The organism is Stenotrophomonas sp. 01N47, assembly GCF_056399165.1.
On sequence record NZ_JBFTQU010000002.1, the window covers coordinates 360,433 to 381,876 of the forward strand.

Below are 21,444 nucleotides of genomic sequence, written 5' to 3' on the forward strand. Positions count from 1 at the left end.
GACCCGCATCGAGCCCAATGCAGGCCCGTCACGGGAGGCACGACGCCTCAGCGCTTTTCCACCACGAACGGCTGCTCCTGCCACTGCTCCACGCTGCCATCGCGACCATGCAGGCGCAGCCCAAGCCAGTGTTTTCCCGGTGACAACGTACCCGTATCGAACGTTGCGTCGAAGCCGACAGCCGGATGCTGCGGATCGGTGCTGTCCGGCCATGTGTGGCGGATATCGAACACGCGTCCATAGGTGGCATCGCCGATCGAACGACCATCCACCAACACTTCAACCCGTGACAGGCCGACACCTTCCTTGAACGCCCAGCCCTTGATCGCCAGCGTGCCGCTCACCACGTCGCCATTGGAAGGGGCGTCCAGCCAGGCCAGTGCGGGTGCCACGCATGTTCCCTGCGCGCGCTGCACCGGCAGGCGGAACAGCAGGAAGCGCTGGAATCCGTGGTCGTTGCTGACCACACGCGGTGGCGGCAGCGGCCCGACCTGTTCGCAGATGGCGTGATAGCGGGTGAGCAGATCGCGGAAACGCTGATCGCTGGGCGACAGCACCAGCAGCATCGGCACGTCGCGCTCGCCCTCATGTACCAGGTTCCATTGCGCCAACTGCGCGGTACGGCCGTGCTTGTCGTTGAGCGGATGCGGCAGCACTTCGATGTCGCCGCGGCCCAGCTGGAAGCCCAGTTCGGCGCCCACCTTGAAGTTGCCAGCGAGCACGCGGCTGCCTTCCGGCATCTGCTGCAGCTCTTCGCTTACCGCAGCGGCCAGCGGCTGCCAGCCGGCGAAGTTGCGCGGGTAGTACTTGTCGCCGGCCAACTGCTCGCGCAGCGATGACGAGGACGCCATCAGGTAATAGCCGAAGGCCAGTACCATGCCCAGCCCGGCCAGCCACCAGCCTGTACGCCGCAACCAGCGCGGCCAGCCGTTGAGTATCACCGGCACTGCCACCAGCAGGGCCAGATAGCCCGGCAGCGGCCAATGGAAGCTGATGCGCTCGACGTCGGTGAAAAAACCCAGTGCGAAGATGCCCAGCGTCGATACGCCGCCGACCAGGCCGAAATACCGCCACTGCACGCGCGCACCGCCGCCGCTGCGGGTGCCAGCCAGCGCCACTTTCCACATCGCGATGCACAGGATGGGCGTCACCAGCATCGGCTGGATCACCAGGAACCACAGGCCGCGCCACTCGAACGCCCACGGATGGCGCTCGACCACTTGGAACTTCAGACCGGCATCGTGATTGTCGGCATTCCAGGCCAGCAGCGGCAGCCATGCCAGTACGCCGATGGCCAGGGCCACCCACACGCGTGGATCGGTCAGCATGCGCCGGCCCTGCGGCAGCGCCAACAGGGCAACGAAGCCGACGCCGATCACGCCGATGAAACGATAGTGGCTGAGCGCGCCGATCAGCAGGCCCAGCGCCAGCTTTACCGCCGAGGAGGCGTCGACGTTGCGCAGCAGGCGTGCGCCGGCGTCCAGGCACAGCACCGCCGCCAGCGCCATCGGCACATCGGGTACGGCCAGCAGGCCCAGCGTGGCCGACAACGGCATCAGCAGCGTCAAGCTGCCGGCCTGCCAACCTGCAACATTGCCGAACCAGCGCGCCGCAATGCGCGATACCAGCAGCGGCAGCACTGCGCCGATGGCCAGGAACGGCAGGCGCAGCGCAAGCACGTGCTGGCCCCCAAGTTCCACACCCAGGCGGGTCAACCAGGCCGTCAGCCCCGGCAGATCCGAATAGGCCGCAGCCAGATGCTGGCCTTCCTGCCAGTAGAACGCCTCATCGACGAACAACGGCAGGCGTGCGGCCACGACCAGCTTGGCCGCTGTGACGAGCGTCCATAACCAGAGAAAAATCGTACGTGCGCGTTGTTCGCCCTGCATTGCTCTATGGATAGAATCGACCGGTTACCGAACTTGAGACGACCATGACAGCTTCGTCCCCCATTCCCAGCATGCTAACCGATCAACTGCGTCAGTCCCTGCGCAATGCGCAGGACCAGGTCAATGCGCTGGTGCTGGGCAAGGTGCACGAGGTGCGGTTGGCCTTCGTGGCCCTGCTCTCTGGCGGCCATCTGCTGATCGAAGACCTGCCCGGCCTCGGCAAGACCACGCTGGCCCATGCCTTGGCCAGCAGCCTGGGCCTGAGCTTCCAGCGCGTGCAGTTCACCTCCGACCTGCTGCCGGCCGACGTACTCGGCGTATCGGTGTACGACGCCGGCAGCCGCCAGTTCCAGTTCCATCCCGGGCCGGTGTTCACCCACGTGCTGCTGGCCGACGAGATCAACCGGGCGCCGCCGCGCACGCAGAGCGCCCTGCTGGAAGCAATGGCCGAGCAGCAGGTCACCCTCGACGGTCAGACGCATGCCCTGCCCGATCCGTTCTTCGTGATCGCCACGCAGAACCCGGTGGATCTGTCAGGCACCTTCCCGCTGCCCGATTCGCAACTGGACCGTTTCCTGCTGCGGCTGGCGATGGGCTACCCCAGCCCACAAGCGGAACGTGAGCTGCTGCGCGGCAGTGATCGTCGCGACCTGATCGCCCGCGCGCTCCCCCAGCTGGACGACAACCAGGTACGCGCACTGCGCGAGGCCGTCGGCCAGGTGCATGTCAGCGACGCGCTGGTGGACTACGTGCAGGCATTGTTGACCCGCAGCCGCCAGCACGCCGGCGTGCGCGTGGGACTATCGCCGCGCGCCGGTCTGGCCCTGCTGCGCGCAGCCAAGGCACATGCGCTGCTGCTCGGCCGTGGCCACGTAGTGCCCGAAGACGTGCAGACGCTGTTCGTAGCGGTGGCCGGCCATCGCCTGGTGGGCGAAGCCGAGTCGAGCTCGGGGCCGGCGCTGGCACGCGCGATCCTGCAGACTGTCGCGGTCGATTGAAGATGGCATCGCATGCCCGGCGACTGTTGCAGCTGGCACGCCCGCGCACGCCGGAGTCGTTGCCGCAACGGCTCGACCGCCGGCGCATCTACGTGCTGCCCACCCGCTTCGGCCTGTTTGTGGCCTGCCTGCTGGTCGCGATGTTGCTGGGTGCGCTGAACTACAACAACAACCCTGCGCTGTTGCTGGCGCTGCTGCTGGCCGCGGCAGCAATTGCCAGCGCCATCGCCGCGCACCTGCAGTTGTCGGGTGTGCAGATCGACGCGATTTCCGCCGAACCGGTGCCAGCCGGGCAACCGCTGCGCCTGCGCGTGGACCTGTCGCTGCGCGACCCACGAGCGCGCCACGGCCTGCACCTGCAACTGGGCGACAGCGAAGCCTGGCTCGACCTGCCCGCACACGGTCGTGGTGAAGCCGAGCTGGAAGTGCCCAGCCAACGCCGCGGCTGGCTGGACCTGCCGCGTATCCGCCTGTCCACCACACAACCGCTGGGCCTGGTGAGGGCGTGGTCATGGGTATGGCCGGAAGAACCCCTGCTGGTCTACCCGCTGGCAGAAGCGAAGGCGCCACCGTTGCCGCAGCAGGGCAGCGATCCACTGCACACCCGCGCCCACGCCAACGGCGAGGAACTGCATCAGCTGCGCCCGTATCGCGCTGGAGATCCACCGCGCAGCATTGCCTGGAAACACTCCGCACGCCGCGACGCGCTGCTGGTACGCGAATACGAGAAGCCGATAGGCATCGAAGTGGTTCTGGACTGGCGCGCGCTGGCACCCTTGGGCCAGGAGGCCCGCATCGCGCGGCTGGCACGCTGGGTGGATAGCGCCGAACGCGAAGGCCGTCGCTACACACTGCTGCTGCCGATGCACCCGCCGATCGGCCCTGGCCAGGGCGCCAGCCACCACCACCTGTGCCTGCGTGCGCTGGCGTTGCTTCCCCATGACTGAATCTGCCCTGCTGCTGGACCGCAACACCCGCACGTGGACGCTGGCCAGCGCCGCACTGGCCCTGTTGCCGCTGCTGCTGCAGCTGCCCACCACGCTGGCCGCGTTGATCGCCGTGGCAGCAGTGTTCACTGCAGCACTGTCGCAGCGCGGCATGCTGCCGATGCCGGTGCGCGTACTGCTGGTGCTCGGCATGCTGGCCGCCATCGCCTGGCAGATGGGGGCGGTACGCCCAGGCCGGGATACCGGCTGTGCACTGCTGGCGGCGATGCTGGCGATCAAGTCCAGCGAGCTGCGCACCCTGCGCGATGCGCGCAGCCTGCTCGGCTTTGCCCTGTTCTCACCGTTCGCGGCCTTCCTGCTCGACCAGGGGCCGCTGACCACCGTGCTGGCCATGCTGGCCGGTACCAGTGCCCTGATTGCCCTGCAGCGGCTGGCGCAGGGTGAAGGCCGCAGTGCGCCACCGCCGCTGTCTGCGCAACTTCGCGGCGTCGGTCGCCTGCTGCTGATCGGCCTGCCGCTGGCGCTGGCCTGCTTCTGGCTGTTCCCACGATTGGCCACGCCGCTGTGGGGCATTCCCGAACGCGCCGTCGGCACGCCCGGGCTGTCGGACACGATGGAGCCGGACAAGTGGCTGGACCTGATGGCCGACGACACCCCGGCCCTGCGGGCGCAGTTCTTCGGCGCTGCTCCAGAGCCGGCGCAGCGCTACTGGCGCGGGCCGGTACTGACCCAGTTCGACGGGCATGTCTGGCGACGCGACCGCCGTACCGAACGTTTGCCACCTGCCGTCGTCGAACACGGCACGGAGGGCTGGGACTACCAGATCGATTACGAACCCACCGACCGCCGCCAGCTGGTCGCGCTGGACCTGCCCACCACCGCACCGGAAGGCAGCCGCCTTGATGCAGCGCTGAGCCTGAGCAGCGACCGCCCGTTGTCCGCGCTGAGCAGGTGGCGTCTGCATTCGGCCCCGCCGCAACGCTTTGATGCCACGCTGTTGCCGTATCAGCGCAGCGCAGCGCTGCAGTTGCCGGAAGGCTTCAACCCCCGCACGGCAACCCTCGCCCGACAGTGGCGACAGGACGCCGGAAGCGATGATGCCGCCGTGGTCCGTCGCGCCCTGGCATGGATCACCGCGGATTTTTCGTACACGCTGGAAACACCGGCCGCCGGGCGCGATCCGGTCGATGCGTTCCTGTTCGACTACAAGGCCGGCTACTGCCAGCATTTCAGCTCGGCCTTCGTTGTGCTGATGCGCAATGCAGGAATTCCGGCGCGGGTGGTCACCGGTTTCGCCGGCGGCACCCACAACCGGATCGGCGACTACTGGGTACTGCGGCGGATGGACGCCCATGCCTGGGCTGAGGTGTGGCTGCCCCAACGCGGCTGGGTGCGCGTCGACCCGACAGCGGCAGTAGCACCCGAGCGCATCCTGGACACGCTCGACGACCGTCTGCAGGCCGGTGCCGATACCGGACTGCAGCAGCGCTGGGTGCAGCTGGGCCAGGTCGGCGACTGGATGCGAAGGGGCTGGAACGAACTGGTGCTGTCCTTTGACGCGCGCCGCCAGCAGCAGTTGCTGCAACCGTTCGGGCTGGACGACCTCGGCCCCGGACAGCTGCTGGCCGGCTTCGTGATGGCCGCGTTGCTGGCACTGGCGTGGATGGCGTGGCTGCTGGCTCGTGGCGAACGCGAGCGTGACCCGCTGCTGCGCGCCTGGCATCGGCTGGGGCAGCGCTATGCGCGGCTGGGGCTGGGCCGCGAACCGCACGAACCCGCCCTGCACTGGGCCCGCCGGGTCCACGCACAGCGCCCCGACCCGGCCCTCATCACACTCAGCCAGCGTTTCGCTGATGCACGCTACGCTGGCACTTGTACCGAGCTCGCCCCATTATTGCGGGACCTGCGCAGGCATCGCCCGACTTCCGGAGCCTCCCCATGAATACCAAGTTCCTCCTCACCGCCGTGGCCGCCCTGGCCCTGTCGGCCTGCGCCACGGCCCCCAAGCCGCTGCAGGGACAGTTCAGCCTGGTTTCCCCGCGCGACTCGGTTGCCACCCAGCAGGTCGGCACGCCGGTGCGCTGGGGTGGCCGGATCATCGAAACCAAGCCCGGACAGGGTGAGACCTGTTTCCAGATCATCTCGCGCCCGCTCAACGGTAGCGGCCGTCCGAACACGACCTCTTCCGATGCCAGCGACGGCCGCTTCATCGCCTGTCGTTCCGGCTTCTACGATCCGGCCGTGTTCGAAGCCGGCCGCGACGTGACCTTCATCGGCAAGATCGATGGCTACGCCAATACCCGTATCGGCGATTACGACTATCGCCTGCCGAAGCTGTCTGCCGACGTGATCTACCTGTGGCCGGAGCAGCGCCAGGTCGATGTGGTGCCCTACCCCTACGGACCGTGGGGCCCGGGCCCGTATGGCCCGTACTGGGGCGGTTACCGCGGCTGGGGCTGGTGGTAGTCCAGGCCCGGTACGCATGATGCACAAGGCCGCCCATCGGGCGGCCTTTTTTCATCCACGCCATGCGTGGATGGCTGCCTCAACGCCCTGGCGTACCGAAGTGACCCAGCGGCGCGCCAGCCAGCAGATGCATGTGGATATGGAACACGGTCTGCCCGGCGTCTTCGCGGCAGTTCATCACGATGCGGTAGCCGTCCTGCGCGAAGCCTTCCCGACGCGCGTACTCGGCGGCGGCCAGGGCCAGCTTGCCGATCAGGTGCGCCTGCGATGGCTGCAGGTCATCCAGGGTCGGGATGATCTCGTTCTTCGGAATGAACAGCACGTGCACCGGCGCCTGTGGTGCGATGTCCTTGAAGGCCAGCACGTCTTCGTCTTCATAGACGATGGTGGCCGGGATCTCGCGACGGATGATCTTGCTGAAGAGGGTTTCGCTGCTCATGGTCGGCCTCGGCGGGGTGTTTTCCGCATTGTAGGCCGGTAACGCCGGGGCATGCCCGGCATCGACTCAATCGCGCACTTCGCTGCGGGTGCCGAACGCATGCGACAGCGTGCCGCGATCGACGTACTCCAGCTCACCGCCGAGGGGCAGGCCCTGCGCCAGTCGACTCGGCCGCACCTGGCGGGCACGCGCCAGCTGCGCGAGATAGTGCGCGGTAGCTTCGCCTTCGACGGTGGCGCTGGTGGCAATGATCAGTTCCTGCACTTCCGCTTCGGCCAGGCGCTGTTCCAGCTGTTCCAGACCCAGCTCGCGCGGGCCGATGCCATCCAGCGGCGACAGGCGCCCCTGCAGCACGAAGTAAACGCCGCGATAGCCGGTGGCGTTCTCGATCGCCAGGCGGTCAGCCGGCGATTCCACCACGCACAGCTGGCTGCGCTCACGGCTGCCATTGGCGCAGGTCGGGCACAGCTCGGTTTCGCTGAAGTCTCGGCACTGCGCACAGTGACCGATGCGTTCAACCGCCTGCGCCAGCGTCTCGGCAAGGCGTTTGCCACCTTCGCGCTCGCGTTCGAGCAGGTGGTAGGCCATGCGCTGTGCCGTCTTCTGGCCTACGCCAGGCAACACCCGCAATGCATCGATCAGTTGTTCAAGCAGGGGTGCGGACACGGCGGCGTGTTCTGTAGAGCCGAGCGTGCTCGACTGGAAATTGCGGGCAATCGAGCACGCTCGACGCTACACAGTGCATGGCACCCGGCAGTGCGGGTGCCACGCAGGGCATCAGAACGGCATCTTCATGCCCGGCGGCAGCTGCATGCCGGCGGTGGCCGAACCCATCTTCGACTTCGACTCGGCGTCGATCTTGTTGGACGCATCGTTGAAGGCGGCGGCGATCAGGTCTTCCAGCATTTCCGGATCGCTGGCCAGCGACGGATCGATGCGTACCTTGCGGCACTCCTTGGCGCCGGTCAGGGTGACGCTGACCATGCCGCCACCGGCGCTGCCGGTCACTTCGATCTTGGCGATTTCTTCCTGGGCCTTCTGCAGGTTTTCCTGCATCTTCTGGGCCTGCTGCATCAGTTGGGCGATATTGCCGCGCATGTCGTCTTACTCGTCAAAAGAACGGATGGAATCGGAAACAACCCGGGCGCCGTGCTGCTGGATCAGCAGCTGGACTTCCGGATCGTCCATGAAAATGGCCTCGGCAGCCTGCTGCCGCTCGCCACGCTGGCGGTCTGCGCGCTGGTGCAGGGTCTCGGCCGGGACCTGCTCGGTTTCCACGGTTTCGACCACGATCTTCAGCGCGTGGCCAAGGGACTTTTCCAGCACCTCGCCCAGCGCTGCCAGCGCGCGTTCGGAGCGCAGGTATTCAAATCCGGGCGAAAGGCCCAGTTTCAAGACCCCATGCTGGCAGCTGATGAAGGCCGCATTGGCAGCCAGCTGTCGCGAGGGACCGCTCAGGCCACTGTTGGCGATCAGGTCGAGCCAGTCTTCGGCACAGGCCAGGTCACTGACGCTGCCTGCCGGCGGGGCTTTTTCCTTTGCCGCAACCGGTGCCGGGGCGATGTCGATACCCTCGGCACGGAATGGACGCTCCGGCGCGGCAACAGCCTCTGCAACCGGCTGTGAAGCCGGCGGCGGCGGCTCGTGCCACGGCGCGACCATGGCCGCGTCGGGCGTTGCCATCTCGGCCGCTAGCACTTCATCGCGCGCGCCAGCCGCGTCGGTTGCCCACGGCGGCAGGTCGTCTGCCTCAGCAGGTGCCTTGGCCGTGGCCGCCTCGGGAGCCAACTGTGCCTTCATCGGCAGCGGTGACCCGGGTTCCTCGATCGGAGCCGGTTCAGGTTCAGGGGTCGGATCTGGTTCCGGGGTCGGCTCGGGCTGCGGCTCGGGTTCGCGCTGTGGCGCCGGGTTCGGCGTCTGCGCGGTTGCCTCCGCCAGCACGGGTACCGTAATTGCCTGCGTGACCGCTGCGGCTTCTGGCGCCGCAGCAGCGGCCGGTGCAGCTCCTTCGTGGCTGCCAGCAAGGCCGCCCCCGGTCTGGCCCGTACCGGTCGGTGCGCTGCCACCCGAGGATTCCGGTGTACGCGGCACCGACGGCACGGCAGCCGCAGGGCGGAACGCCAACATGCGCAGCACGGCCATTTCAAAGCCGGCGCGCGGGCTGGGCGCCAATGGCAGATCGCGACGACCATTCAGGGCCATCTGATACCAGAGCTGGACCACCTCCGGGCGCAGGCGTTCAGCAAACACGCTGGCATCCAGTCCCTCGGCAGCGGCGGACGCGCCCGGCACCAGTTGCTGCACCTGGATGCGGTGCAGGCCCTCGGCCAGCGCATCGAGCACCCCGCTCCAGTCCGGCGAGAACTCGGCCAGCGCCGCCACCACCTGCAGCAGGCGCGGGCCATCGCCCTCGGCCAGGGCATCGAGCATGGCCGCCACTTGGGTGCGGTCGACCGTGCCCAGCATGGTGCGCACCACGTCCTCACGCAGCGCACCGCCGGCATAGGCAATGGCCTGGTCGAGCAGCGACAGGCCGTCACGCAGGCTGCCGTCGGCGGCCTTGGCCAACTGCACGATGGCGGTCGGGTCCGACTCGATCTCCTCGGCGGTGAGGATGCGGGTCATCTGCCCCTGGATCTGGTCTTCATCCAGGCGCTTGAGGTTGAACTGCAGGCAGCGGCTGAGCACGGTGACCGGCAGCTTCTGCGGGTCGGTGGTGGCCAGCAGGAACTTCACATGCTCCGGCGGCTCTTCCAGCGTCTTCAGCAGCGCATTGAACGCAGCCTTGGACAGCATGTGCACTTCGTCGATCAGGTACACCTTGTACTTGCCACGCGAGGGCATGTACTGGGCGTTCTCGATCACCTCGCGCACATCGTCCACGCCGGTGTTGGACGCGGCATCGATTTCCAGCAGGTCGATATAGCGACCGGCGTCGATGTCCAGGCAGGCCGCACACTGGCCGCAGGGATCGGCACTGGTGCCCTGTTCGCAGTTCAGCGACTTGGCGAAGATGCGCGCGATCGTGGTCTTGCCCACGCCGCGGGTACCGGTGAACAGGAACGCGTGGTGGACCCGGCCGCTGTCCAGCGCATTGCTGAGCGCACGGACCACGTGTTCCTGGCCCACCAGCTCGGCAAAACGCTTCGGACGCCACTTGCGGGCAAGGACGAGATAGGACATCAGGCCACCGTCTTCCATCGGATGTTCCATTGTGCCACGCCTGTCCAGCCCTCTCGCCCTGCAAACCAGTGCTTGTGTCCTGCCGCTGCGCCCGCTAGAATTTGCGCCCCTGCTGAGGCGTTTGCCGATGGCAGGGATCCGGAGAGGTGTCCGAGTGGTTGAAGGAGCACGCCTGGAAAGTGTGTAAGCGTCTAAACCGCGCTTCGGGGGTTCGAATCCCCCTCTCTCCGCCAGATAAATAAAAAAGGCTGCCCTTCGGGTGGCCTTTTTTATTTATCTGGCTGGGGACGCGACGCGCGTTCCGCACGTCGCCCCAAACGTTGCTGCGCAACGTTCGGGCCCCTCCCTTTGCCTGCCTCTCCCCGCCCCTGCCGGGGCAGCCCCTCAACAGAGGGGCTTGTTCCTCCAGATATGGCAGTAGATCCACGCCATGCGTGGATGCCTCGGCCCGGTCGCATCAACTACCCGCCCGTGGTCGAGCCTGTCGGCGCGCACCGCCTTGGCGCCCTCACCTGTCGCTGAACAGCTGGTTCAAGGCCGCATAGCCTGGTGCGCCCTCGGGCATCGCCATCACACCGCCGAGAAAATCCGTGGTCGCCGCAGCCATCGCCGCCCACGCATGCATGAACAAGGCCGGGCCCGCGCTCAGCCGCCGCACGCCGGCCTGCGACAGCGCAGCGAACGGCGCCATCCCTGGCAGCCACATCAGGTTGAGAGGCAGCGACACGCCGCTGGCAACTGCAGCAGCCTCGTCCAGCGCGCGAAGTCCGGGCACGAAGCCGCCGTCGGCACCGGCACGTGCATAGGCCTGCAGCCGATCGATGCTCATCCTGACCGCCTCATCCTCTTCAGCCAGGCCGCGCAGATACACATCGGTGCGCGCATTGATGAACAGCGATCGTCCGCCCAGCGCCGAGCGGATGGCGCTGATCTTGTCCACCAGCGCCGCAGGGCTGCCGGCACCGTCTTCGATGTTGATCCCTACCGCACCCGCCTCCACCAGGCGCAGCACCCGCTCAGCGACTGCATCGGGGACATCGCTGTAACCGTCCTCGATATCGACCGTGACCGGCAGCGAGGTCACACCAACAATTTCGGAAACCCGCTGCAGCAGCGCCGTATCAGGCAGCGCACCGCCATCGGCATAGCCGCAGGACCACGCCATGGCAGCACTCGATGTTCCCACCGCGACAGCTCCCAGCTGCTGGACCAGGCGGGCGCCACCGGCATCCCATACGTTGGGCAGCACGTAAAGATCCGCACCTTGGTGCAGTTGTACAAAACTGGCCTGAACGTTGGACATGGAACCTCCTGATGACGGGAACCTGCAGTCTGCGCCCGGACCGGTTTCCGGGCTCGCCATGTTCGGACATCAATGGTGCGGACCTCGCGCACAATGAGTGCGCCACCACGATGACAGTCATTCATGACACCCCGCCCCTACCGCTGCACCGACATCACCGCCTGCCTGTCGATCTTCGACAGCAACGTGCCCACCTACTTCGCACCCGCAGAGCGGGGTGACTTCGAGCGCTTCCTGCACGAACACGCCGTGCCACGCGCCTTCCAGGTGATCGAGGTCGAGGGCCAGGTGGTGGCCTGCGGCGGCCTCTGGCACTGCGGCGATGGCAGCGCCAGCTTGTGCTGGGGCATGGTCGAACGAAGTCGCCACAGACAGGGGCTGGGACGCGCGCTGGCAGTGGCCCGCTTGCATCAGGCTGAAGCAGACCCATCGGTCCAGCGCATCACGCTCAGCACCAGCCAGCACACGCAGGGCTTCTATGCCGGTCTCGGCTTCCAGGTGGTACGCGTGGTGGCCGACGGCCACGGCGCCGGGATCGACGCCGTGGAGATGGAGCGGGTGCTGTAACCCGGCTCTCGACGGATCCACGCATGGCGTGGATCCGTCGAAGTCACGCGCTGGCTCAGAACCCGACGCGCAGGTTCAACTGGCCGCCGATATCGTTGCGACCGTCGCCATGCTGGCCCTGCACGAACAGCGACAGCTGGCTGCTGCGCCCCAGGCCGACGGCCACACCGACCTGGCTGACCAGTGCGTTGCGCGCCATCACGGCACTGTAGGCATCGAACGCAGTGCCACCGACGGCGAAGCTCTGCCGACTGGCTACGTCGGTGTCACCGGACGCGTGCTGCCAGCCCAGCCCGACCGTCAGCTGTGCCGGATAGCGCTCGCCGCTGCCCACATCCCAGCGGCCGCGTACGCCGACGGTGCTGACATTGAGCGTGTCCTTGCCGCCCTCCAGTACCAGCGCCGCGCTGCCGCCCTGCTCCACCGCGCGATCGCTGTCCACCCAGTGCTTGGTGAACTGCACATACGGCTGCAGTTGCGTCCTGCCATGGGTCCAGGTCCAGCTGCCTTCGATCTGGGCGATGGTGACATCCGAATCCTGGCGGCTGTGCAGCGTCTGTGCCAGCAGCGGCACTTCACGCGTGGTGCGCGTGCGGTAATCGCCGCGCGACACACTGCCACCGACCGCAAATCCGTTGTTCCACTCGCCCTGCGCATACAGTCCATAGGTGTTGCCACGCAGGCGTGCACGCGACTGGCGATCGTACAGCCGCGTATCCAGCCGCTCGCTGCCCGCCGCGGCACCCAGCACCACATGCTCGCCGAGCTTCCAATCGACGCCGGCCATCAGTGCATTGCGGTTGGCATGGATCTCGTCACCGTTGCCATCGCCGTCCTGCTTGAACACCTTGCCGCTACCCGCCAGCCATGCCGAAGCACGCTCGCCACGCACCGTCGGCAACTCGCTGCCAAGACGCTGGCGGATGCCCTCTTCCAGGTAGTTGTCGTACAGCAGCACTGCACGGCTGGCTGCATGCACTTCACCGGAGAGCTGGTTGAACGCGTTGCGCGCGGTGGCGGTGTCGTAGGCCAGCAGCGTGTTGTACAGGCCCAGCGCCGCGCCGGTCTGCGGCAGGCTGTCCAGCGCCGATGCCACGCCCAGCTGGTTGCGGGTCTGCGCAGCCGTGACGAAGGCCGCTGTCTGCTTCACATCGATCTTCAGCTGCGCGGCATTCGCTGTGTAGACCGGGGTCAGTGAGAGGAACGCCGAGGTGGTGGTGGGCGGCACGAACTGCCCGCTGACGCCGCCGCCTGCGTTGATGATCGTGTACTGCTGGCCCTGCTGGTAGCTGGTGTTCGGGTCGATGGCATTGACCACCACCGATGCACCACCGATGTTCGCGCTGCCGCCCACCTGCACCACGTCACTGCCGGTAGCGCCCAGGTCGACCGACAGCGTGCTGCCCGGTACCAGGGTCAGGTTGCCACCCACGGTGATCGTGCCCGTACCATTGCCGCCACTGCTGCCATTGCCCGGGCCGTTGCCCGGCGACAGCACACCGCCGCTGCTCACGGTGACGCCGCCAGCGCTGCCGCCGATGGTGCCGGTACCCGACAACGTGGTGCCGCTGCCGATGGTCCATTGGCCACCGACGGTGCCGGTGACATTCAGACCACCACCGGTGACCTGACCGGTACCGGTGAATCCGCCACTGTTGCCGCCCAGGTTGAGCAGGCCAGGGCCGGCCTGCACGATGCTGCCCGCGCCACTGATGCTGCCACCCAGCGTGGTGGTGCTGCCGGTGTTGACCACCAGGCCACCGTTGTTGGTGATGTTGCCGGTGACCGCGCCGCTGGCGCCGCCGTTGCCGATCTGCACGGTACCGCCGGTGTTGATCGTGGTGCCACCGGTATAGGTGTTGTTGCCGGTAAGGACCAGCGTGCCGCTGCCGGCTTGGGTCAACCCGCCGCTGCCACTGACCACGCCACCAAGCGTGGTATTGCCGCCGACGTTGAACACCAGGCTGCCGTTGTTGCTGACGTTGCCGGCGATCGCACCAGTGGCCCCGCCATTGCCGACCTGCAGCGTACCGCCGGTGTTGATGGTGGTACCGCCGGTATAGGTGTTGTTGCCGGTCAAGGTCAGCGTGCCGGCACCGGCCTGGATCAACCCGCCGCTGCCACTGACCACGCCACCAAGCGTGGTATTGCCGCCGACGTTGAACACCAGGCTGCCGTTGTTGCCGACGTCGCCGATGATCGCCCCCGTTGCACCACCATTGCCCACCTGCAGGGTGCCACCGGTATTGATGGTGGTGCCGCCGGTGTAGGTGTTGTTGCCGGTCAGGGTCAGCGTGCCGCTGCCGGCCTGGGTCAGGCCACCGCTGCCGCTGACGGTGCCACCGAGTGTCGTGTTGCCCGACAGGTTGACCACCAGTGCGCCGTTATTGGTCACGTCGCCGACGATCGCACCGGTCACGCCGCCATTGCCGATCTGCAACGTGCTGCCACCGTTGACGGTGGTGCCACCGGTGTAGGTGTTGTTGCCGGTCAGCGTCAACGTGCCGGTGCCGGTCTGCACCAGGCCACCGCTGCCACCGATGGTGCCGCCGAAGGTGGTGCTGGCATTGCTGCCGCCGGTGGTCAGGGTGGAACCACCGAGCACCACGTTGCCGCTGGCAACACCGGCCACGCCACCAATGGCCTGGTTGCCGGCCGCACTGATGTCCAGCGTTCCGGCGCCGGCCAGGTTCACCGTGCTGGCCGAGGACAGGCTGCCACCGGCGGCGACTGCCAGGGTGCCGCTGTTGATCGTCGTGGTGCCGGTGTAGCTGCTGGCACCACCCAGGGTCACCGTCGCCGCACCATCCTTGAGCAGGCTGCCACTGCCGGCGATATCGCCGTCCAGCGTGAGCGGCGTGCCACCCAGCAGGGTCAACGTGCCGCTTGCCAGTTGCACGTTGTTGGCCAAGGTCAGCGGCACACTGCCGTCCAGCGTGGCGTCACCGCCTACGGTCAGCGTGCCGGTGCCCAGAGCGCCATTGCTGCCCAGCGACAGACCACCGGCATTGAGCGCCACTCCGCCACCGAAGGTGTTGCTGCCGGTCAGGCCGAGCACGCCGGCACCGTTCTTGACCAGGCCACCGGCGCCACTGATGTCACCGGCAAAGGTGCTGTTGCCCGCTGCGTTGGTGGTCAGTGTGTTGCCGCCAAGGCTGATCGTGCTGCCGGCAACGCCGGACAATGTACCGATGGCCTGGTTGCCACCGCTGGAGATGTCAAAACCGGTACCGGCGTTGGCCAGGTTCACTGCGCCGGTTGCGGCCAGGCTGCCACCGGCGCCGATCGCCAGCGTGCCGGCGTTGATGGTGGTGCCGCCAGTGAAGGTGTTGGTGCCGGTCAATGTCTCGGTACCCGTGCCCTCCTTGATCAGTCCACCGGTGCCGCCGATCGAACCACTGAACACACCATTGGTGGCATCGCCGATGGTCAACGTGTTCGCGCCGAGGTTGACCGTGCCATTGCCGATCAGCGTGCCGAATACCTGCGTGCCGCTGCCGGCCGAAAGATCGAAGGTGGCACCCGTGGCCAGATTGACGATGCCGCTGGCGGCCAGGCTTGCACCTGCTCCCAGGGCCAGCGTGCCCGCATTGATGTTGGTCCCGCCGGTATAGGTGTTGATGCCGTTCAACGTGAGGGTAGCAACGCCCTCCTTGGTCAGGCTGCCGGTGCCCGCCAGATTGCCGTTGAGGGTGAGATCGTTGCTGCCAAGTACGGTCAGGCCCGCGTTGAGCACCATGTTGTTGGCCAAGGTCACCGCGCTGCTGGAATCGAGCGTGGAAGCGCCCCCCACCGTCAGCGTGCCGGTTCCCAGCGCAGCGTTGTTGCCCGCCACCAGGCCGCCGGCATTGAGGGTGACGCCGCCACCGAACGTGCTGGCACCGTTGAGGGTCTGCACGCCGCTGCCATTCTTGACCAACCCACCGCTGCCGGTCAGGGCGCCGTTGAAGGTCGCGTCGGTGGTACCTCCCAGCGTCAGGCTGTTGCCACCCAACGACACCGTGCTGCCGGCCACGCCCGCCAGCGAACCGATGCCCTGGTTGCCACCGGCGGAGATGTCGAAGGTGCCGGTACCGGCCAGGTTCACCGCGCCGGTCGGCGACAGGCTTCCGCCCGCCCCGATCGCCAGCGTGCCGCTGTTGATGACCGTGCCGCCGGTGAAGGTGTTGCTGCCGGTCAGGGTGACCGTCGCCGCGCCGTTCTTGATCAGGCCACCATCGCCGGTGACCGCCCCGCCCAGCGTCAATGCATTGCTGCCAAGCAGGTTGAGCGTGGCACCGGCCAGCAGGCCGATGTCGTTGCCGAGGTTCGCAGCGACGCTGCTGTCCAGCGATGCGTTGGCGCCCACGGTCAGCGCGCCGGTACCCAGCGCGGCATTGTTGCCCACCACCAGGCCGCCACCGTTGAGTGCCACCCCGCCACTGAAGACGTTGGCGCCGCCCAACGTCTGGATGCCCGTACCGTTCTTGACCAGCCCGCCGGTCCCACCGATCACGCCATCGAAGGTCCCGTTGCCAACGCCGCCGAAGGTCAGCGTATTTCCGCCCAGCGCCACGGTGCTGCCAGCGACGCCGTTGAGCGCGCCCATGGTCTGGTTGCCAGCAGCAGAGATGTCGAAGCCGGTGCCCGGCGCGGAAAGCGTGACTGCACCGGTTGCCGCCAGGCTGCCACCGGCACCGATCGCCAGCGTTCCCGCATTGATCAGGGTGCCACCGGTGAAGGTGTTGGTACCGGTCAGCGTTTCAGTACCGGTCCCCTCCTTGATCAGGCCGCCGGTGCCGGCGATGGATCCGCTGAAGACACCGTTGGTCGGTCCGCCGACAGTGATCGAGTTTGCGCCCAGGTTGACCGTGCCACTACCGGTCAGGGTGCCGAATGTCTGGGCACCGTTACCCGCGGAGAGATCCAGCGTAGCGCCGGTTGCCAGGTTGACGATGCCGCTGGCGGCCAGGCTTGCACCTGCTCCCAGGGCCAGCGTGCCGGCGTTGACGTTGGTACCGCCGGTATAGGTGTTCACGCCGTTCAAGGTAAGCGTGGCAGCACCATTCTTGGTCAGGCTGCCGGTGCCGGAGATCACCCCGTTGAGCGTCAGCGCGTTGCTGCCCAGCACGGTCAGGCCGGCGTTGAGGGCGATGTTGTTGACCAGTGTTGCCGCCAGGCTGGTGTCGAGGGTGGCCGCGCCACCCACGGTCAGCGCACCACTGCCCAATGCCGCATCATTGCCGAGCAGCAGGCCACCGGCATTGAGGCTGACGCCGCCGCCGAAGGTGTTGGCAGCGGACAGCGTCTGCACGCCCGCCCCCACCTTGACCAGGCCGCCGCCTCCGCTGATCACGCCATCGAACACCGCATCGGCTGCCGTACCAAAGGTCAGCGAGTTCCCTCCCAGCGCGACCGTCGAACCGGCCACGCCATTCAGCGCGCCGATGGTCTGGTTGCCGGTTGCCGCCGATATGTCAAAGCCCGCGCCGGCGCCGCCGAGGGTGACGTCACCCCCGACAGCCAGGCTGCCGCCTGCGCCAAGCGCCAGGGTTCCTGCATTGATCGTGGTGCTGCCGGCGTAGGTGTTCGCATTGGTCAGAGTCAGTGTGGCTGCACCGTTCTTGACCAGTGCACCATTGCCGGACACCACACCGCCGAGCGTCAGCGCATTGCTGCCCTGCAGGGCAAGCGTCGTGCCCGAGGCCAGGTTGATCGCGTTGCCCACGGTGTAGGCGGCGGCAGTATCCAGCGTTGCATTGCCGCCGACGTTGAGCGCACCCGTTCCCAGAGCGCCGGCGTTGCCCAACTGCAGGTTGCCGCCATTCAACGCCAGGCCGCCACTGAAGCCGTTGGCGTTGCCGAGGGTCAACGTACCAGCGCCGTTCTTGACCAGACTGCCGGTGCCGGAAATCACGCCATCGAGCGTGAGTGCGTTGCTGCCGATCAGCGTCAGTGCCGAGCCGGCGCCAAGGTTGACCGCATTGGTCAGGTCAAGCGCAATGCTGTTATCCAGGCTGGCGTTCGCAGCAACGTTCAGCGCACCGGTTCCCAGCGCTCCACTGTTGCCCAGCAACAGGCCGCCGCCCGCCAGGTTCAGGCCGCCACCGAAGGTATTGGCACCGTTAAGCGTCAACACCGTGGCGCCGTTCTTCGCCAGGCCACCGTCGCCGGACACCACGCCGCCCAGCGTGATGTTCTGGCTGCCTGGGAGCGTAAGAATCGCACCGGTACCCAAGGCCACGTTGTTGCTCAGGTTCAGCGCAACCGCCGCGTCCAGCGACACGTTGCCGCCGATGTTCAGCGCTCCGGTACCGGCCGCCGCACTGCTGCCCAGCAGCACGCTGCCGGCATTGAGGTTGAGGCCACCGCTGAAGCCATTGGTGCCGTTCAAGGTCAACAGCGAGGCGCCGTTCTTGGTCAGGCTGCCGACGCCGGAGATGTCGCCGGTCAGGGTGATGTTGTTGCTGCCGCCCAGGGTCAGTGCGGCGCCAAGGTTGACGGCGTTGCCCAGAGTCAGCGCAGTGCTGCCGTCCAACGTCGCGGCACCGTTGACGCTCAGCGCGCCGGTTCCCAGTGCACCGCTGTTGCCCAGCAGCAGACCGCCAGCATTGAGCGCGACGCCGCCGGTAAAGGTGTTTGCGCCGGTCAACGTCTGTACGCCACTTCCACTCTTTACCAGGCCCCCGCCGACGCCACTGATCACACCGGCGAAGGTCTGGTTGGTCGCACTACCAAAGGCGAGCGTATTGCCGCCCAATGCCACGGTGGAACCTGCCACGCCGGACAGTGCACCGATGGTCTGGTTGCCACCCAGGGAAAGATCCAGCGTCGCCCCAGCCCCCGACAGGCTGACCGCGCCGGTCGCGGCCAGGCTGCCGCCACTGCCCAGCGCCACCGTGCCGGCAGCAACGTTCAAACCGCCGATGAAGGTATTGGCGCCGTTGAGCGTCAGTGTCGAAGCCCCGCTCTTTATCAGGCCGCCACCACCGGAAATCGCACCGCCCAGTGTCAGCGCGTTGCCACCCAGCACGTTCAACGAACCTGCCGCGCCGATGATCACGTCATTGCCCAGGGTCAGGGCTGCCGAGGTATCCAGCGTCGCGGCATTGTTGATGTCCAGCAGGCCGGTACCAAGTGCCGTGTTGTTTCCGAGCAGCAGGTTGCCGCCATTGACGACGACTCCGCCGCCGAATGTGTTGGCGCCGTTCAACGTGAGCAGCGATGCGCCGTTCTTGCCAATGTTGCCGACGCCGGAGATCACCCCGTTCAACACCACGGGCTGGCCGCCCTGCAGCGCGAGCGAGCCCCCGGCGCCGAGCACGATGTCGTTGGCCAGGGTGAGCGCTGCGGTGGTGCCATCCAGCGTGACCTCGCCGCCCACGCTCAGCACACCCGTTCCCAATGCACCGTTGTTGCCGAGCAGCAGGCCGCCGCCGTTGAGGGCAAAACCACCGGTCAAGCTGTTGCTGCCGGACAGTGTCTGCACTCCGGTACCGACCTTGACCAGGCCACCGGTAGTGCCAGTGAAGTTGCCGGCGAAGGAGGTATTGCCGAGACCGCCTAGAGTAAGTGTGCGAGTGCCAAGGCTGACCGTTCCACCAAGCCCGGACAGCGAGCCGACGGTCTGGTTGGCTGCGGCAGTGAGGTCCAGCGACGTGCCTGCCGTGAGCGAGATCGCAGCGGTCGGTGACAGGCTGCCGCCTGCACCGAGCGCCAACGCGCCGCCCGCGATCGAGACACTGCCGGTAAGCGTGTTTGTACCACCCAGAGTGAGCGTGCTGGCGCCGTTCTTCACCAGATTACCGGCACCAGACAGCGCACCGTTCAACGTCAACGCATTGGTGCCGACCAGGTTCAGACTGCCGCCACCGTTGACGACGATGTTGTTGGCGAGATTGAAGGCCCCGCTGGTATCCAGCGACGCGGCACCACCTACCGTCAGGTTGCCGCTGCCCAGCGCACCTGCGTTGCCCAGCAGCAAGCCGCCAGCATTGAGGTTGACGCCACCACCGAACAGATTCGCGCCGCCCAGCGTGACCACACCGGTGTTGGTCACGGTCAGGCCGCCAGCACCGGACAACACACCACTCAAGCTGAAGGGGTTGGTGCCGCCCAACGTCAGTCTGCCAGTGTTGAGCGCAAAGGAATTTGCAAGCGTGAGCCCGGCCGTCGATGCTGCAATGGCACCGCCATTGACGTTGAAGGTACCGGTACCGAACGAAGCTGCGTTATTGAAATTGACCAGGCCATCGTTGATCGTGGCGCCGGTTCCGTTCCAGGCACCTTGCAGATTCCAGGTACCACTGTTGACGGTCAGGTTCTCGAATCCGGTGTAGCCGGACCAGTTGATCGTGGTCACCGCACCGCCAGTGCCACTGCCCGGGCCGGTTGCGCTGTTCTGCAGGAGCAGGCGGTCGCCGGTACCGGTACCGCCATCGACGATGCCCGCCGCTGCGAGGTTCACGCCTGCAGCGCCGAATACGCCCGCAATACCGGTCGCCAGCGGCCCCAGCGCCACGCTGGAGCCGGACACTGCAGTGAAGCTGTTGCCGGTCGTGGTGGAGTTGCCCAGATGCACGCTGCCAGTGATGGTGCCGGCGTTGATCACGGTGTTGCCAGCAGCTGAGCTACCCAACCCGATGCGCCCGGTGATGGTGCTGGTATTGACGAGGTTCGCCCGGGCACCGCCGTAGGTGACGATCGCCGCAGCATCGGCGGTGGTCAGCAGGCCCGCTCCGAGAATGGACATGCCCACGGTGCCGTTGTTGGTGATGTTGGTTACCCCGCCAGCAGCGTTCTCGGTGATCAGCGCCTGCCCGCCCAGGCCCAGGATCGAGCCGATGTTGACCAGGCCCTTGATGCTGCCGCCCGCCTGGTTGGTGACGTTGATCGTGTTGCCACCGGCGGTGTTGTTGCCCAGCACCATGCCAGAGGCAGCCAGACTGATACCTCCGTTGAGGGTGGGATCAATCGAGCCTGCGTTGTTCACAGTGATACCGTTGCCGGTCAGCGCCACCGCGTTGCCGCCGACGACGGGCAGTACGCTCAACACCGCGCCGCTGGCGATGTTCAGGGTGACGGCGTTGACGGCACTGGAAAAACTGTTCTGGTCTGTCGCGCTGTCGCAGGTAATCACCGTGCCGGCCGTTGTGCACGCCGCAAACGCCGAACCACTGGCCAGCGTCGCCGCCAGTGCTACGGCCAGTCGCTGCAGTTTCACCCCACGCCGTGTTGCCGTAATACCGCCTCCCGTCGGATTCTGGGTGATTTCCGAAGCCACCTGCATCACGCCAAGGGCACGGTTGAAGACCAGACGGTAAATGCGGTTCATCGGTAAATCTCCATGAAATGACCGGTGGCACAGCAGGCAGGTTTTTTGAGGTGATGCCGTCCCGCCCTGCTCCACCCGGGAACAAGACCTGCGGTATCAACCTTGAAAAACAGTCACACTTTCACGTGCAAGCGCTGCAGGAACTGCGCGCCCCTGCATGTCCGTCAGCGCGAAAATTCCCCGGTTTCGCTCGACGAATGGGCGCACTGTGCGGCCGTCACCGCCAGCACCACGTGAATCCGGCACGTTATTTTCATGATGGCCGTCAAATAATCACGGCAGTCGTCACGACTTTGCCGAAAATGCATATTCTCTTGTTTCTGCAGAACGGGAATATCC

General features: G+C 66.6%; 12 protein-coding genes and 1 tRNA gene. 6 read left to right on the forward strand and 7 right to left on the reverse strand.

All coding sequences use genetic code 11. The features are described 5' to 3' along the window. Positions 1 to 47 precede the first annotated feature (47 nt). Positions 48 to 1,889, reverse strand: coding sequence for a glycosyltransferase family 39 protein (locus AC1DKR_RS05640; RefSeq protein WP_363730139.1), 1,842 nt, complete (start codon positions 1,887 to 1,889; stop codon positions 48 to 50). 44 nt (positions 1,890 to 1,933) lie between these two features. Between AC1DKR_RS05640 and AC1DKR_RS05645 the strand changes: the two genes are divergently transcribed. Genes AC1DKR_RS05645 through AC1DKR_RS05660 form a run of 4 tightly spaced genes read left to right on the forward strand, consistent with a single transcriptional unit; the run spans position 1,934 to position 6,300 of the window. Then, a complete protein-coding gene (locus tag AC1DKR_RS05645; protein WP_312110733.1) occupies positions 1,934 to 2,887 on the forward strand; it encodes an AAA family ATPase in 954 nt (317 codons plus the stop codon). Between the two features lie 2 nt (positions 2,888 to 2,889). Continuing rightward, complete coding sequence (locus AC1DKR_RS05650; RefSeq protein WP_312110732.1) at positions 2,890 to 3,834, forward strand: DUF58 domain-containing protein; 945 nt, start codon at positions 2,890 to 2,892, stop codon at positions 3,832 to 3,834. Further along, a complete protein-coding gene (locus tag AC1DKR_RS05655; RefSeq protein ID WP_363730136.1) occupies positions 3,827 to 5,776 on the forward strand; it encodes a transglutaminase TgpA family protein in 1,950 nt (649 codons plus the stop codon). The genes AC1DKR_RS05650 and AC1DKR_RS05655 overlap by 8 nt, the downstream gene beginning before the upstream one ends. After that, the gene (locus AC1DKR_RS05660; protein WP_223494354.1) at positions 5,773 to 6,300 is read left to right on the forward strand and encodes a Slp family lipoprotein; all 528 of its coding nucleotides are present in this window, start codon (positions 5,773 to 5,775) and stop codon (positions 6,298 to 6,300) included. The genes AC1DKR_RS05655 and AC1DKR_RS05660 overlap by 4 nt, the downstream gene beginning before the upstream one ends. A gap of 79 nt (positions 6,301 to 6,379) precedes the next feature. Here the strand turns inward: AC1DKR_RS05660 and AC1DKR_RS05665 are convergent, their stop codons facing one another. The 4 genes from AC1DKR_RS05665 to dnaX form a co-directional block, all read right to left on the reverse strand. After that, the gene (locus AC1DKR_RS05665) at positions 6,380 to 6,739 is read right to left on the reverse strand and encodes a histidine triad nucleotide-binding protein (RefSeq protein ID WP_176021598.1); all 360 of its coding nucleotides are present in this window, start codon (positions 6,737 to 6,739) and stop codon (positions 6,380 to 6,382) included. 66 nt (positions 6,740 to 6,805) lie between these two features. Further along, on the reverse strand, positions 6,806 to 7,405 hold the full coding sequence (gene recR, locus AC1DKR_RS05670; RefSeq protein WP_025879377.1) for a recombination mediator RecR: 600 nt from the start codon (positions 7,403 to 7,405) through the stop codon (positions 6,806 to 6,808). Positions 7,406 to 7,516: 111 nt separating this feature from the next. Continuing rightward, positions 7,517 to 7,837, reverse strand: coding sequence for a YbaB/EbfC family nucleoid-associated protein (locus AC1DKR_RS05675; RefSeq protein ID WP_025879376.1), 321 nt, complete (start codon positions 7,835 to 7,837; stop codon positions 7,517 to 7,519). A 6-nt stretch (positions 7,838 to 7,843) separates the two neighbouring features. Beyond that, positions 7,844 to 9,940 (reverse strand): DNA polymerase III subunit gamma/tau, encoded by a 2,097-nt coding sequence (gene dnaX / locus AC1DKR_RS05680; protein WP_478031811.1) that lies wholly within the window; start codon positions 9,938 to 9,940, stop codon positions 7,844 to 7,846. Positions 9,941 to 10,062: 122 nt separating this feature from the next. On the opposite strand from dnaX, the gene AC1DKR_RS05685 reads away from it, so the two are divergent. Next, positions 10,063 to 10,155, forward strand: a tRNA-Ser gene (locus AC1DKR_RS05685). 275 nt (positions 10,156 to 10,430) lie between these two features. Here AC1DKR_RS05685 and AC1DKR_RS05690 read toward each other — a convergent pair. Continuing rightward, positions 10,431 to 11,225, reverse strand: a complete 795-nt coding sequence (locus AC1DKR_RS05690; protein WP_478031689.1) for an isocitrate lyase/PEP mutase family protein — start codon at positions 11,223 to 11,225, stop codon at positions 10,431 to 10,433. 123 nt (positions 11,226 to 11,348) lie between these two features. Here AC1DKR_RS05690 and AC1DKR_RS05695 point away from each other — a divergent pair, with 123 nt between their 5' ends. Next, positions 11,349 to 11,792: a GNAT family N-acetyltransferase gene (locus tag AC1DKR_RS05695; protein WP_478031691.1), complete on the forward strand. Its 444-nt coding sequence runs from the start codon at positions 11,349 to 11,351 to the stop codon at positions 11,790 to 11,792. 55 nt (positions 11,793 to 11,847) lie between these two features. Here the strand turns inward: AC1DKR_RS05695 and AC1DKR_RS05700 are convergent, their stop codons facing one another. Continuing rightward, on the reverse strand, positions 11,848 to 21,105 hold the full coding sequence (locus tag AC1DKR_RS05700) for an autotransporter-associated beta strand repeat-containing protein (RefSeq protein WP_478031695.1): 9,258 nt from the start codon (positions 21,103 to 21,105) through the stop codon (positions 11,848 to 11,850). Positions 21,106 to 21,444: the final 339 nt, after the last annotated feature.

Coding starts and splice junctions, on each gene's coding strand:
- AC1DKR_RS05660 (WP_223494354.1), top strand. CDS start 5,773: ATGAATACCAAGTTCCTCCTCACCGCCGTGGCCGCCCTGGCCCTGTCG.
- AC1DKR_RS05640 (WP_363730139.1), bottom strand. CDS start 1,889: ATGCAGGGCGAACAACGCGCACGTACGATTTTTCTCTGGTTATGGACG.
- AC1DKR_RS05650 (WP_312110732.1), top strand. CDS start 2,890: ATGGCATCGCATGCCCGGCGACTGTTGCAGCTGGCACGCCCGCGCACG.
- AC1DKR_RS05655 (WP_363730136.1), top strand. CDS start 3,827: ATGACTGAATCTGCCCTGCTGCTGGACCGCAACACCCGCACGTGGACG.
- AC1DKR_RS05700 (WP_478031695.1), bottom strand. CDS start 21,105: ATGAACCGCATTTACCGTCTGGTCTTCAACCGTGCCCTTGGCGTGATG.
- AC1DKR_RS05695 (WP_478031691.1), top strand. CDS start 11,349: ATGACACCCCGCCCCTACCGCTGCACCGACATCACCGCCTGCCTGTCG.
- AC1DKR_RS05690 (WP_478031689.1), bottom strand. CDS start 11,225: ATGTCCAACGTTCAGGCCAGTTTTGTACAACTGCACCAAGGTGCGGAT.
- dnaX (WP_478031811.1), bottom strand. CDS start 9,940: ATGGAAGACGGTGGCCTGATGTCCTATCTCGTCCTTGCCCGCAAGTGG.
- AC1DKR_RS05665 (WP_176021598.1), bottom strand. CDS start 6,739: ATGAGCAGCGAAACCCTCTTCAGCAAGATCATCCGTCGCGAGATCCCG.
- AC1DKR_RS05675 (WP_025879376.1), bottom strand. CDS start 7,837: ATGCGCGGCAATATCGCCCAACTGATGCAGCAGGCCCAGAAGATGCAG.
- AC1DKR_RS05645 (WP_312110733.1), top strand. CDS start 1,934: ATGACAGCTTCGTCCCCCATTCCCAGCATGCTAACCGATCAACTGCGT.